The organism is Streptomyces sp. BB1-1-1 (genome assembly GCF_031597775.1).
GTDB lineage: Bacteria > Actinomycetota > Actinomycetes > Streptomycetales > Streptomycetaceae > Streptomyces > Streptomyces thinghirensis.
In genome coordinates, this window is the sequence record NZ_CP134203.1 from 6232226 (window position 1) to 6245445 (window position 13220).

General features: G+C 71.2%; 13 protein-coding genes and 1 riboswitch. Of the genes, 6 read left to right on the forward strand and 7 right to left on the reverse strand.

Annotated features, from left to right (window positions below; genetic code table 11):
- Window positions 1-62 precede the first annotated feature (62 nt).
- From RI578_RS28545 to RI578_RS28565, 5 genes are all read left to right on the forward strand, one after another.
- A complete protein-coding gene (locus RI578_RS28545) occupies window positions 63-872 on the forward strand; it encodes a c-type cytochrome (protein WP_310873750.1) in 810 nt (269 codons plus the stop codon).
- Window positions 869-1933 carry a Rieske 2Fe-2S domain-containing protein gene (locus RI578_RS28550; protein WP_310873751.1) on the forward strand — a complete coding sequence of 355 codons (1065 nt, stop codon included), beginning with the start codon at window positions 869-871 and terminating at the stop codon, window positions 1931-1933. The genes RI578_RS28545 and RI578_RS28550 overlap by 4 nt, the downstream gene beginning before the upstream one ends.
- Entirely contained in the window at window positions 1930-3567 is a 1638-nt protein-coding gene (locus RI578_RS28555) for a cytochrome bc complex cytochrome b subunit (protein WP_310873752.1), read from the forward strand. Before RI578_RS28550 ends, RI578_RS28555 begins: the two co-directional genes overlap by 4 nt.
- 143 nt (window positions 3568-3710) lie before the next feature.
- Window positions 3711-4775 carry an anthranilate phosphoribosyltransferase gene (trpD, locus tag RI578_RS28560; protein ID WP_310873753.1) on the forward strand — a complete coding sequence of 355 codons (1065 nt, stop codon included), beginning with the start codon at window positions 3711-3713 and terminating at the stop codon, window positions 4773-4775.
- Between the two features lie 80 nt (window positions 4776-4855).
- Window positions 4856-4972, forward strand: a riboswitch (SAM riboswitch).
- A gap of 162 nt (window positions 4973-5134) precedes the next feature.
- Complete coding sequence (locus tag RI578_RS28565; RefSeq protein WP_310873754.1) at window positions 5135-6517, forward strand: aminotransferase class V-fold PLP-dependent enzyme; 1383 nt, start codon at window positions 5135-5137, stop codon at window positions 6515-6517.
- Here the strand turns inward: RI578_RS28565 and RI578_RS28570 are convergent.
- From RI578_RS28570 to RI578_RS28600, 7 genes are all read right to left on the reverse strand, one after another.
- Entirely contained in the window at window positions 6442-7665 is a 1224-nt protein-coding gene (locus RI578_RS28570) for a glycerate kinase (RefSeq protein ID WP_310875881.1), read from the reverse strand. The two genes, RI578_RS28565 and RI578_RS28570, sit on opposite strands and share 76 nt — an antisense overlap.
- A 74-nt stretch (window positions 7666-7739) precedes the next feature.
- Entirely contained in the window at window positions 7740-9155 is a 1416-nt protein-coding gene (locus RI578_RS28575) for an SLC13 family permease (RefSeq protein WP_310873755.1), read from the reverse strand.
- A 97-nt stretch (window positions 9156-9252) separates the two neighbouring features.
- Entirely contained in the window at window positions 9253-9915 is a 663-nt protein-coding gene (locus RI578_RS28580; protein ID WP_310873756.1) for a response regulator transcription factor, read from the reverse strand.
- On the reverse strand, window positions 9912-11405 hold the full coding sequence (locus RI578_RS28585; RefSeq protein ID WP_399061695.1) for an ATP-binding protein: 1494 nt from the start codon (window positions 11403-11405) through the stop codon (window positions 9912-9914). Before RI578_RS28585 ends, RI578_RS28580 begins: the two co-directional genes overlap by 4 nt.
- A complete protein-coding gene (locus RI578_RS28590) occupies window positions 11335-11655 on the reverse strand; it encodes a small secreted hydrophilic protein (RefSeq protein ID WP_310873757.1) in 321 nt (106 codons plus the stop codon). The genes RI578_RS28585 and RI578_RS28590 overlap by 71 nt, the downstream gene beginning before the upstream one ends.
- 80 nt (window positions 11656-11735) lie before the next feature.
- Window positions 11736-12017 (reverse strand): Lrp/AsnC family transcriptional regulator, encoded by a 282-nt coding sequence (locus RI578_RS28595; RefSeq protein WP_055416531.1) that lies wholly within the window; start codon window positions 12015-12017, stop codon window positions 11736-11738.
- Window positions 12014-12787 carry a rhomboid family intramembrane serine protease gene (locus tag RI578_RS28600; RefSeq protein WP_310873758.1) on the reverse strand — a complete coding sequence of 258 codons (774 nt, stop codon included), beginning with the start codon at window positions 12785-12787 and terminating at the stop codon, window positions 12014-12016. The genes RI578_RS28595 and RI578_RS28600 overlap by 4 nt, the downstream gene beginning before the upstream one ends.
- A gap of 157 nt (window positions 12788-12944) precedes the next feature.
- Here RI578_RS28600 and RI578_RS28605 point away from each other — a divergent pair, with 157 nt between their 5' ends.
- Complete coding sequence (locus RI578_RS28605; protein ID WP_031030820.1) at window positions 12945-13184, forward strand: hypothetical protein; 240 nt, start codon at window positions 12945-12947, stop codon at window positions 13182-13184.
- Window positions 13185-13220: the final 36 nt, after the last annotated feature.

The window sequence follows — 13220 nt, forward strand, 5'->3', positions numbered from 1 at the left end:
GGCGCGCACCCGCCTCAATACCAGAAGCATCGACGCAGAAGATCCTGACACCGGGGTAATCCGTGAAAAAGCTCTCCGCACGACGACGCCATCCGCTGGCGGCGCTCGTCGTCCTACTCCTCGCGCTGGCATGCACAGGGGGGCTGTACGCCGTGTTCGCACCCGCGGACAAGGCGCAGGCCGATGAAACCGCCCAGTCCCTCGCCATCGACGAGGGCAAGAAGCTCTACGCCGTCGGCTGCGCCAGTTGCCACGGCACCGGGGGTCAGGGCACCACCGACGGTCCGAGCCTGGTCGGCGTCGGCGCCGCGGCCGTCGACTTCCAGGTGGGCACCGGCCGTATGCCGGCCCAGCAGCCGGGCGCCCAGGTCCCGGAAAAGCCGGTCGTCTACTCGCAGGCCGAGATCGACCAGCTGGCCGCCTACATCGCCTCGCTGGGTGCCGGTCCGGCCATCCCGTCGGAGGAGAAGTACGGCCCGGAGGGTGCGGACATCGCCAAGGGCGGTGAGCTGTTCCGCAACAACTGCGCGCAGTGCCACAACTTCACCGGCAAGGGCGGCGCCCTGACGCACGGCAAGTACGCGCCGAGCCTCGAGGACGTCGACCCGAAGCACATCTACGAGGCCATGCTGACCGGCCCGCAGAACATGCCCTCCTTCCCCGACAGCACCATGTCGGAGCAGAACAAGAAGGACATCATCGCCTACCTGGACGCGGTCAACAGCGACGACACCGTTGAGCCCGGTGGCCTCAGCCTCGGCGGACTGGGTCCGGTCAGTGAAGGTCTGTTCGCCTGGGTGTTCGGACTGGGCGCCCTGATCGCCGTCGCCGTCTGGGTCGCCGCTCGGACCGCAAAGGCCAAGAAGTCATGAGTAGCCAAGACATTCCAGAAGAGAACCTGCCCGCTGAGCAGGACGCCCCGCACGGGCACGGCTCGGTGCGCACCGCGGACGAGCAGAACCCGTTCGCCGACCCGGGTCTGCCGCCCCACGAGCACCGGATCCAGGACACCGACGAGCGGGCCGCCAAGCGGTCCGAGCGCACGGTCGCCCTGCTGTTCACGCTGTCGATGCTGGCCACTGTCGGCTTCATCGCCTCCTTCGTGGCGATCCCGGTCGACAAGTCGGTCTACATCTTCCCGCTCGGTCACATCAGTGCGCTGAACTTCGCGCTCGGCATGACGCTCGGCGTCGCGCTGTTCGCGATCGGCGCCGGCGCGGTCCACTGGGCCCGCACCCTGATGTCCGACGAGGAGGTCGCCGACGAGCGTCACCCGATCGAGGCCGACCCGGAGACCCGTGCCAAGGTCCACGCGGACTTCAAGCAGGGTGCCAAGGAGTCCGTGATCGGGCGCCGCAAGCTGATCCGCAACACGATGCTGGGCGCGCTCACGCTGGTGCCGCTCTCCGGTGTCGTCCTGCTGCGCGACCTCGGCCCGCTGCCCGGCACCAAGCTCCGCCACACCCTGTGGTCCAAGGGCAAGCTGCTCGTCAACATGAACACCCACGAGCCGCTGCGTCCCTCGGACGTCGCGGTGGGCTCCCTCACCTTCGCCATGCCCGAGGGCCTGGAGGAGCACGACGAGGAGTTCATGACCGAGATCGCCAAGGCGGCCCTGATGATCATCCGGCTGGAGCCGGAGGCCATCAAGGACAAGCGCGAACTCGAGTGGTCGCACGAGGGCATCGTGGCGTACTCGAAGATCTGCACCCATGTCGGTTGCCCGATCTCCCTGTACGAGCAGCAGACGCACCACGCGCTCTGCCCCTGCCACCAGTCCACCTTCGACCTTGCCGACGGCGCCCGGGTGATCTTCGGTCCCGCCGGTCACGCCCTGCCGCAGCTGCGCATCGGCGTGAACGACGAGGGTTACCTCGAAGCGCTCGGCGACTTCGAAGAGCCCGTCGGTCCTGCCTTCTGGGAGCGCGGATGAGCACTACAGCCAATGAAGCCCCCCGCTCTCGCGGGAAGGCACCGGCCGGCGAGCGCGTCGCCGACTGGGCCGACGGCCGGCTGGGGATCTACTCCCTGGCCAAGGCCAATATGCGCAAGATCTTCCCCGACCACTGGTCGTTCATGCTGGGTGAGGTCTGCCTCTACAGCTTCATCATCATCATCCTCACGGGTGTGTACCTGACGCTGTTCTTCCACCCCTCGATGAACGAGGTCACGTACCACGGCTCGTACGTGCCGCTGCAGGGCCAGCTGATGAGTGAGGCGTACGCCTCGACGCTGGAGATCAGCTTCGACGTCCGCGGTGGTCTGCTCATCCGGCAGATCCACCACTGGGCGGCGCTGATCTTCCTCGCCGGCATGTTCGTGCACATGATGCGCGTCTTCTTCACCGGCGCGTTCCGCAAGCCGCGCGAGATCAACTGGCTGTTCGGCTTCCTGCTGTTCGTCCTCGGCATGTTCACCGGCTTCACCGGTTACTCGCTCCCGGACGACCTGCTCTCGGGCACCGGTATCCGCTTCATGGAGGGCGCGATCCTGTCCGTGCCGATCGTCGGCACGTACATCTCGTTCTTCCTCTTCGGCGGGGAGTTCCCCGGCCACGACTTCGTGGCCCGGTTCTACTCGATCCACATCCTGCTGCTGCCGGGCATCATGCTCGGCCTGGTGGTCGGCCACCTGATCCTGGTCTTCTACCACAAGCACACGCAGTTCGCGGGTCCCGGCAAGACCAACAAGAACGTCGTCGGCATGCCGCTGCTGCCGGTGTACATGGCCAAGGCCGGAGGCTTCTTCTTCCTGGTCTTCGGTGTGATCGCCGCCATCTCGGCCATCGCCACGATCAACCCGATCTGGGCCATCGGTCCCTACCGGCCGGACATGGTCTCCACCGGCGCCCAGCCCGACTGGTACATGGGCTTCTCCGAGGGCCTGATCCGTGTGATGCCCGGCTGGGAGATCAACTTCTGGGGTCACACGCTCGTCCTGGGCGTGTTCGTCCCGCTGGTCATCTTCCCGCTGGTCCTGGCGGCGATCGCGGTCTACCCGTTCATCGAGTCCTGGGTCACCGGCGACAAGCGCGAGCACCACATCCTGGACCGCCCGCGCAACGCCCCGACCCGGACCGCCTTCGGTGTCGCCTGGATCACCTGGTACATGGTGCTGCTGATCGGCGGCGGCAACGACCTGTGGGCCACGCACTTCCACCTGTCGATCAACGCGATCACCTGGTTCGTCCGCATCGGGTTCTTCGTCGCCCCGGTCGTCGCGTTCATCGTCACCAAGCGGATCTGCCTCGGCCTCCAGCGCCGGGACAGGGACAAGGTGCTGCACGGCCGCGAGTCGGGCATCATCAAGCGCCTGCCGCACGGTGAGTTCATCGAGGTGCACGAGCCGCTCAGCCAGGAGCAGCTGCACACGCTCACGGCGCACGAGCAGTACACGCCGGCCGAGATCGGCCCGGAGGTCGACGAGAACGGCGTCCGGCGCAAGGTGAAGCGCACGGAGAAGCTCCGCGCCAAGCTGAGCAAGGGTTACTACGGCGAGGACGCGCAGATTCCGAAGCCCACCGTCGAGGAGTACAAGGAGATCACGAGCGGCCACGGCCACCACTGACCCTCCAGCGTCGCCACACCACGGTCGAAGGGCCCCGTCCGTTCCGCGGACGGGGCCCTTCGCCGTGCCCGGGGCTGGATAGGGTGGGACCACACGTGGGACCACACTCCCTTTCCGCGATACACACGATTCTGGAGCGGCTCATGAGCGCTGTGACCCCCGCTGGAGGCGACACCGCGGCGGGCCGCTCCTGGCCCGCCCTGCTGAACGGACTCCTGGACGGTCAGGACCTCTCCGCGGACGACACCGCCTGGGCGCTGGACGTGATCATGCGCGGCGAGGCGACCGACGCGCAGATCGCCGGCTTCGCGGTGGCGCTCAGGTCCAAGGGGGAGACCGTCGAGGAGATCTCCGGCCTCGTCCGCACCATGTACGCCCACGCCAACGTGATCGAGGTGCCGGGGGAGACGGTCGACATCGTCGGCACCGGCGGCGACGGCGCCAAGACGGTCAACATCTCCACCATGTCGGCGATCGTCGTGGCCGGTACCGGCGCGAAGGTCGTCAAGCACGGCAACCGGGCCGCCTCCTCGGCGTCCGGGGCCTCCGACGTCCTGGAGAAGCTCGGGGTCAACCTGGAGCTGACGCCGAAGCGGGTGGCGGAGGTCGCCGAGGAGGCCGGCATCACCTTCTGCTTCGCCGTGAAGTTCCACCCGGCGCTGCGCCACGTGGCGGCGGCGCGAGGCCAACTGGGCATCCGCACCGTGTTCAACTTCCTGGGTCCGCTGACCAACCCCGCCAAGGTGAAGTCCCAGGCGATCGGGGTCGCCCACGCCCGGATGGCGCCGATCATCGCGGGTGTCTTCGCCGAACGCGGCCACTCGTCCCTGGTCTTCCGGGGCGACGACGGCCTCGACGAGCTGACCACGACGGCCACCTCCCGGGTGTGGGTCGTGCGGGACGGCCGGGTGACCGAGGAGACCTTCGACCCGCGGGACGTCGGCCTCCAGCTCGTGCCGGTGGAGGCGCTGCGCGGCGCCGACGCCTCCTACAACGCCGACGTCGCCCGCCGCCTGCTGGCCGGCGAGACGGGCCCGGTGCGGGACGCGGTGCTGCTGAACTCGGCGGCGGCCCTGGTGGCGCTGGAGCCCGGCGACGGGCCGTTGACCGAGCAGATCCGGGCCGGGATGGACCGGGCCGCGGAGGCGGTCGACTCGGGCGCGGCCAGGCGGGCCCTGGAGCGCTGGGTGGCGGCGACCCACGCGTAGCCGCCTTCTCGTGTGACGTGCGTCCCGCGATCCGGACTCGGGTTGCGGGGCGCCGATCATTTCCCCTAGGTTTTTCGTCAGGTCATGAGTGACAGTCATGAGGCCCCGGCCGACTGTCCGGCAACCCTCCGTCCGTGGCGGGGTGCCCCGGGTGAAGACCAGGTCGTGGACAGCAAGGTTCACGGCAAGCGCGGACCCCTCGCACGCTTTGAAGAGTGTGGGTCCAGGGGTCCTGGGTCGTCCGAGGGAGTCTCCCGTGAACCAGCGAATGCGATAGGGCCGCAGAGCCCCGCCTCCGCACACCTTCTTCTTCTCTTTCACAGCGCCTTTCCGCGCGCTGGTCCTCACGGGAGTCCGCCATGTCCGTACCCACCGCTGTCGCCACCCCGCTGCCCGTTCTCGGCCGTGATGTCACCGTCCCGCTCGTCACCGGCGGGGAGGTCACCTACGCCGCGCTCGACTACGCCGCCAGCGCGCCCGCGCTCCAGCGGGTCTGGGACGACGTGGCGGCCTACGCCCCCTACTACGGCAGCGTGCACCGCGGGGCCGGGTACCTGTCGCAGCTGTCGACCGACCTGTTCGAGAACGCCCGGGAGACCGTCGCCGGGTTCCTCGGATGCCGGGAAGGGGACCAGGTCGTGTTCACCCGGTCCACCACCGACTCCCTGAACCTGCTCGCCGCCGCCCTGCCCGCCGGCTGCCGGGTCTTCGTCTTCGAGACCGAGCACCACGCCTCGCTGCTGCCCTGGCGGGACGCCGACGTGACCTACCTGGACGCCCCGCGCACCCCGGCGCAGGCCGTCGAGACCCTGGAGCGCGCCCTCGCCGCCCGCGAGCCCTACGGGCCCGCCCTGGTCTGCGTCACCGGCGCCTCCAACGTCACCGGCGAGCTGTGGCCGGTGCGTGAACTGGCCGCCGCCGCGCACGCGCACGGTGCCCGGATCGTGCTGGACGCCGCGCAGCTCGCCCCGCACCACCCCGTTTCCGTGGCCGACCTGGACGTCGACTGGGTGGCCTTCTCCGGGCACAAGCTGTACGCCCCCTTCGGCTCCGGTGTGCTGGCCGGCCGCGCGGACTGGCTGCGCGAGGCGGAGCCGTACCTCGCCGGCGGCGGCGCCAGCCGCAGGGTCACCCGGCGCGCCGACGGCGGCGTGGACGTGGAGTGGCACGACAGCGCCGCGCGGCACGAGGCCGGGTCGCCCAACGTCATCGGCGCCTACTCGATCGCCTCCGCCTGCAAGGCCCTCACCGAGGCCGGGTTCGACACGCTGGTCGCCCGCGAGGAGTACCTGATCGGCAAGGTGCGGGACGGGCTCGCCGAGGTGCCCCAGGTGCGGATCCTCTCCCTCTTCGGCGACGACGCCCCCCGCGTCGGCGTGCTCTCCTTCGTCGTCGAGGGCTGGAACAGCTCGCACTTCGCCGCCGCGCTCTCCGCCGAGTACGGCATCGGGGTGCGCGACGGCCTGTTCTGCGCCCACCCGCTGGTGCGCACCCTGCTCGGCAGCGACCCGCAGGCGCAGGGCGAGTGCGGCGCCCCCGAGGCGGCGCCGGGGGAGAAGTCCCTCAACGCCATCCGCGTGAGCTTCGGTGCGGGCACCCCGGACGAGCACGTCGAGCGGTTCGTGAACGCCGTCAAGGAGCTGGTGAACGACGGCGCCCGGTGGAACTACCGGACCGAGGACGGGCGTTGCGTGCCCGACACGTCCGCCGCCGGTACCGCGGCCGCCGGCACGGCCGCCTGACCCGGCAGCCGCGACCCCAGCAGGATCATCCGCAGCGCCCGCTCCGTGGCGTCCGTGAGGAGTTCGGCGGCGCGCAGCAGTGCGTCCGCCAGGGCCATCGGCGCCGGCATGATGCCGTGGAAGGCGTCCACCCCCGGCACCTCGTGCGCGCCCTCGCCGAGCGTGCCGGCCAGGGCGAGGACGGGACGGCCGTAGAGCTTGGCGCGGCGGGCGACCTCGGCCGGGACCTTGCCGCGCGGCGTCTGGTGGTCCAGGGCGCCCTCGGCGGTGAGCACCAGGTCGGCGCGTGCGAGGCGGGCGTCCAGGTCGAGGTGGTCGAGCAGCACGTCGAAGCGGGGCAGCAGCCGCCCGCCGACGGCGGCCAGCCCCGAGCCCAGCCCGCCGGAGGCGCCGGTGCCGGGGCCGTGGCGCAGGTCGGTGCCGACGACACCGAGGTCCCGGGTGAGGACACGTGCCCAGTTCTCCAGGCCGGCCGACAACTCCTCGACCTGCGCGGGCGTCGCCCCCTTCTGCGGGCCGAACACCCGGGCCACGCCCCGCTCGCCGCACAGCACGTTGAACGGGTTGCAGGCGACGAGCAACTCGGTGTCCTTCAGCCGGGCGTCGAGGCCGGACGGGTCGATGCGGGCGAGGCGGCTCAGCTCCCGGCCGCCGTGCGGGAGTTCGAAGCCGTCCGCGTCCAGCAGCCGGGCCCCGAGCGCCTGGAGCGCGCCCGCGCCCCCGTCCGACGTACCCGAGTCGCCGCAGCCGACCAGGACGCGCCGCACCCCGGTGTCCAGCGCGGCACGGATCAGCTCGCCGACGCCGTACGTCGTCGTGGCACCCGGGTCGCGCAGGGCGCGGGGGACCAGGGAGAGGCCCGCGACGGCCGCCATCTCCACCACCGCCGTGTCCCGGGCGCCGAGCAGCGCGAAGTGGGTGCCGACGGGTTCGCCGACCGGGCCGGTGGCGGCCAGCGCGACCAGCCGCCCGCCGGTCGCGGCGGCCAGCGCGACGGCGGTGCCCTCGCCGCCGTCCACCAGCGGGATGCGGTCGATCTCGGCGTCCGGCAGGACCCGGCGGACACCCTCCGCGATGGCGTCGGCGGCGGCCTGCGCGGACAGGGACTCCTTGAAGCCGCTGGGGGCCACGACGACACGGTTCAGCAGCGAGGGCACGGCGGGCACGGCGGGCACGGAAGACGCGGCGGGGATCGAGGACGTGGCGGACATGGAGGGCTCCTTCAACGGGTCACGGGTACGCCGAGCAGCGGCCAGACGGCGGCGGCGAAGAACAGCACGAGGGCGGCGGTCAGCGGCGCCAGGACGGCGGACAGCCGCAGCAGGTCGCGCGGGGTGTAGGTGGGGGTGCCGGGGATGTCGGAGAAGAGGGTGACCGGCTTGGCGGAGGCCGGGAGCGTGTGGCAGAAACCGGCGGCGGCGGTGGAGGCGAGCGCGGCGGCGACCGGGTTGACCCCGGCGCCCGCGGCCGCGGCGATCACCAGCGGGACCAGGACGGAGGAGCGGGCCGAGCGGGACTGGAGGACCAGGTGGGCCGCCGTGCTCACCGCCACCACGACCCCGAGGAAGACGGCCGGCGTGACGTGTGCGGGCAGCCCCGACACCAGCCACTTCGCCGCGCCGGAGTCGGCGAGCGCGACGCCCATCGCCATGGTCGCCGCCATGAACAGCAGCAGCGACCAGGGCACGGTCTTCAGCGCGTCCTTCAGCCGTACGGTGCCGAGCGCGGGGGAGGAGGCGACGACCGCGCCGATCAGCGCCACGACCGCGGGCGACACATGGTGCAGGGGCTCGCTGCACCACAGGGTCACCACCGTGGCCAGCAGCGCGGCGCAGCGCTTCTCCGCCTGCGTCCAGGGGCCGGTGACCGGGCTCTCGGCGTGCCGCTGTATCTCCTCGGCGGTGATGTGGACCGGGCCCTTGCGGTCCGCGCGCCGGGTCGTCGTCAACAGGACCGTCTCGGCGGCCAGGTGGGAGGAGGTCACCGCCAGCGGCAGGCCGAGCAGCAGCCACTGGGTGAAGCCGATCCGGTCGCCGGTCGCCTCCCACAGCACCGACACCGTGATCAGATGCGCGCCCGCGCCGATCAGGGTCGCCACCGCCGACAGCAGGATCACGGTCGGGAACAGCAGCGCGAGCATCACGACCAGTCGCTTCCGTTCGGCGAGGGCCTTGGCGAGGGCCAGGAACACCGGCAGCGCCAGCGCCGCCCGGCCCGACGTGGCCGGCACCGCGAACGCCGTCACGACCAGCGCGGCCGTCGTCAGATGCACCAACTGCCGTACGCTGCGCGCCCCGCCGACCAGGAACGCCGCCGCCCGCCCCGCGAGTCCGGTCCGGGCCACCGCCGCCGCCAGCACGAAGGCGCAGATCAGCAGCCACACCGTGTCGTCGCCGAGGGTGCCGAAGAGGGTGTCGCTGCTGATCACGCCGGTCGCGGTCAGCGCGAGTCCGGCGCCCAGCGCGATGTACGTGTCGTCGATCGGCGTACCGATCCAGGCACACGTGGCCAGCGCGAACACGGCGAGGGTGAGGCGCGCGTCACCGCCGAGGGCGGGGAAGTTCGCGGGTACCGCGAGCAGCGCGCACAGGGACAGCGCCACGCAGAGGGCCGCCGCCAGGCGGAGGTTCAACGTCACGTCATCGAGGGTTCTCCCGGGCGGTGAGCCCTCAATGAGTCCGACATGAAGGAAACTTCACACAAAAGCCGGTCGGCCCGTCGGTGCGCCGGGTGCGTCAGCCCGGCAGCCGGTACCCCATGCCCCGTACCGTCTCCACCCGTTGCGCCCCCAGCTTCTTGCGCAGCGCACGCACGTAGACGTCCACGATGTTGGAGCCGGGGTCGAAGTCGTAGCCCCACACGTGGGACAGGATCTGCTCCCGCGACAGGACCTGCCCCGGATGCCGCAGGAACAGCTCCAGCAGCACGAACTCACGCGCCGTCAGGTCCACCAGCCGCTCCCCGGCCCGCGCCCGGCGGGTCCGCAGGTCCAGGGAGAGGTCGCCGGACCTGAGCACCGTCACCTCCGGTGCCCTGGCCGCCGTACGCAGCCGCAGCCGTACCCGGGCGAGCAGTTCCTCGAAGCGGAACGGCTTGGTCATCCAGTCGTCGGCGCCGCCCTCCAGGCCGGCCACCGTGTCCCGTACGGAGTCCCGGGCGGTCAGCACGATCACCGGGGTCGTCACCCGGGACTCGCGCAGCTCCCGCAGGACCGTGAAACCGTCCCGGCCGGGCAGTCCGATGTCCAGGACGACCAGGTCGAAGCCGCCGGTGAGGGCGTACTCGTAGGCGGCGTCGCCGTCGGCGACGGCGGTGGTGGTGAAGCCGTTGGCGCGCAGGCCCTTCTCGACGAAGGAGGCGATGCGCTCCTCGTCCTCGACGATGAGGATGCGGTTCATGGGCGTGCCTCTTCCAGAGTGAGTACGAAGGTGGCGCCGCCGCCCTCGGTGGCGCGCAGGCCGACCCGGCCGCCGTGGCCCTCGGCGATCGCCTTGACGATCGACAGCCCGAGCCCGGCACCCGTGCCGCGCACCCCGCGCCGGGCCGTGCCGCGCCGGAACCGCTCGAAGACGACCTCGGCGTCCTGCGGCTGGACCCCGGGCCCGGAGTCGGCGACGTACAGCTCGATACGGGTGCCGTCGGCGCGGGAGCCGATGCGGATGGTCTGGCCGGTGGTGGTGTGCTGCACGGCGTTCTGCGCGAGCTGCACCATGGCCTGGGTGATGCGCTGGGGGTCCAGCTGGGCCTCGCGGTCGGCGACCCCGTCCAGCACCCACTCCCGGTCGCCGAGGGTTCGGGCCTTGACGTAGACGTCGGCGGTGAGTTCGGCGAGCTGGACCGGCTCGGGGGTGACGAAGTCGGGGCGTTCGGCCTTGGCGAGGAGCAGCAGGTCCTCGACGATGCGGCTCATCCGGTCCAGCTCCTCGGTGACGAGGCGGACGGTCTCCTCGCGTTCGGCCGGGTCGTCGCCCATCAGCTCCAGGTGGCCGCGCACGATGGTGATCGGGGTGCGCAGCTCGTGGCTGGCGTCGTCGACGAACCGGCGCTGGGTGGCGAAGGCGCGTTCCAGCCGGTCCAGCATGGCGTTGAAGGTCTCGGCGAGCGCGGCCACGTCGTCGTGGCCGTGCACCGGGATGCGCCGGGTCAGGTCCTGCTCGGTGAGCTGCGCGGCCGTGGTGCGCACCAGCCGGACCGGTTTGAGGATCCGGCCCGCGACCACCCAGGCGATGCCGGTCGTCATCAGCAGGGCGACGCCGGAGATGGCGAGCAGGACGCGGAACACCTCGTCCGCGCGGGCCTGTTCCCGCCCGGGATGGAAGGCGACCACGAAGGCGGCCGCCGGTTCGCCGCCGTACCGGGCGACGGTGACCTTGGCCCAGCGGATGTCCCCGTGCGGCCGCTCCAGGGTGCCGGTGGAGTCGGGGGAGGCGTAGATGCGGCGCCTGGCGTCGGCGTCCTTGTGCAGGGGCAGGCCGACCGGGATCTCGCGCTGCTGGATGATCTGGGTGGGCCTGCTGCCCACCTCGCCCACCAGGCCGATCAGCTCCTCGTCCAGGTCGGCGTACTGCCTCTCCAGGAAGACCTTGAGCAGCCGCTCCGGTTCGGTGAACGGGAGGCCGGTCTCCGGGTCGAAGCCCTGCTCCTCGAAGTTGGCGAACTCGCCGGCCTCCTGGGCGAGCAGCCCGTTGATCCGCTGGTCGGTGTCGCGCAGCAGGATCGAGCGGGTGGTCGCGGCCACCGAGGCGAGAGCGACCGCCATCACGAGCAGCAGCCAGAGCAGGATGCGGACCCGGGCCGAGATCCGGCGGCGCTCGCGGTCAGCCGTCGTCGCCGGCTCCGTCGTCGGCGCCCCGGTCGTCTCCGGCGTCGTTGCCTCGGTCGTCGTCATCGTCGTCATCCGGAGCGCTGTCGGTCACCGGTGGCCGGGTCACCACCTGGTCGCTGGGCGTCGGCTCGGGCGAGGAGGAGGTGGGCGAGGGGGAGGTCGGGGTCGGGGTGGGGGAGCCGCTCTCCAGCTCCACCTTGGCCGGGACCTTGGGTTCCTGCGGACTGTCGGTGAGGGCGAAGCTGGTCGCCGCGATGCCGAGCGGGATCAGGACGACGGCCGCCAGGGCCGCCATCCGGCGTGAGAAGACCATGCCCCTGATCCTGCGCCCGCTACCCCGCGTCCCGGATGAGTCCGGGATGAAGAACTCTTCATCGGCGTCCTCGCCGGACGCTAGTTGTCGAGCCCGATGGCGAACGCCGCCTCCAGGTCGTGCTGCGAGTACGTCCGGAACGCCACGTGCGTGTCCGTGCCCTCCACGCCCGGGATCTTGCTGATCCGGCCGGGGATGACCTCCGCCAGGTCCTCGTGCTCGTTCACCCGCACCATGGCGATCAGGTCGTAGGTGCCGGTGACGGAGAAGACCTCGCTGACGTTCTCCAGCGCGGCGATCTGCTCCGCGATCTCGGGGATCCGGTCCACGCTGGTCTTGATGAGGACGATCGCGCTGATCACGGCTGTTTGTCTCCCTCGGAAGCCGCCACTGGAACGCTCTTCACTCTAGTGGTACGCCCGAACCGCACCCAGGCGAAGACGAAGCCCAGCCCGAAGCCGACCAGGTGCGCGAGGTACGCCACCCCCGGTCCGTCGCCGGCCCGTCCCGCCGCCATCCACTGGAGGCCGACCCAGAAGGGCAGGACGACCCAGGCCGGGAAGCGCAGCGGCAGGAAGAAGAGGAAGGGCAGGAGACTGGTCACCCGGGCGCGCGGGAAGAGGAAGAGGAACGCGCCGAGGATCGCGGAGATGGCCCCCGAGGCGCCGACCAGGGACTGCTGGGAGTGGGCGTTGGCCCCCGCGTAACCGAGCAGGGCCAGGTAGCCGCAGCCGAGGTAGAACAGGGCGAACTGGAGCCTGCCCATCCGTTCCTCGGTCATCGCGCCGAAGACGTAGAGGAAGAGCATGTTGCCCAGCAGGTGCACCCAGCTGCCGTGGACGAACAGCGCCGTGGCGGGGGTGAGGGCCGATCCGGGGGAGTCCTCGAACAGTTCTGCGGGGATCACGCCCCAGCGCCGGAAGTAGGCGCGCTGCGCGGCGAGCAGTTCGTCGCCGGTGCCGTACACCGGATTCAGGCCCGCCGCCGGGCTGACCAGGAACAGCAGACAGCACAGGGTGATCAGCCCGTACGTCACCGGTGCCGACCGGCCCCGGCTCGTGCGGGGCGTGCCCGGTGTCCTGACCGTCTTCACCGACCTGGTGAGGGCCGCCGTGCTCCAGTTACGGATCATGGACACAGAGCATGACGTAACGGGACGCAACCGCCCGGACCGCCTCGCCGCCGTGGACACGCGGGCGTCGGGTACCCGCCAGGCCGTAGGGTTACGAGCCACACGCACCGGGGGAGCCCGGCGCGGCACCGACACCGGAAGAGAGCGAACAGCCACGATGACGGTTCCCCTGCCGACCGACACGACGCGGTGGCGCTGCACCCTCTGCGGCAACCTCACCCGCTTCGACGTGACCCGGGCCTCGAAGGTCGTCGAGTACGTGCACCTCGATCTGGCCGGTGAGCCGAAGGTCGAGGAGCGGGAGGTGCTCAGTGAGACCATCGAGTCGGTGCGGTGCCGCTGGTGCAACGCCGTGGACCAGGTGGAACTCGTGGACAGGCCGGGTGCCGCCTCCTGACCGGAGCGGCCCCCGCATGAGGTGACCCCGCACGGG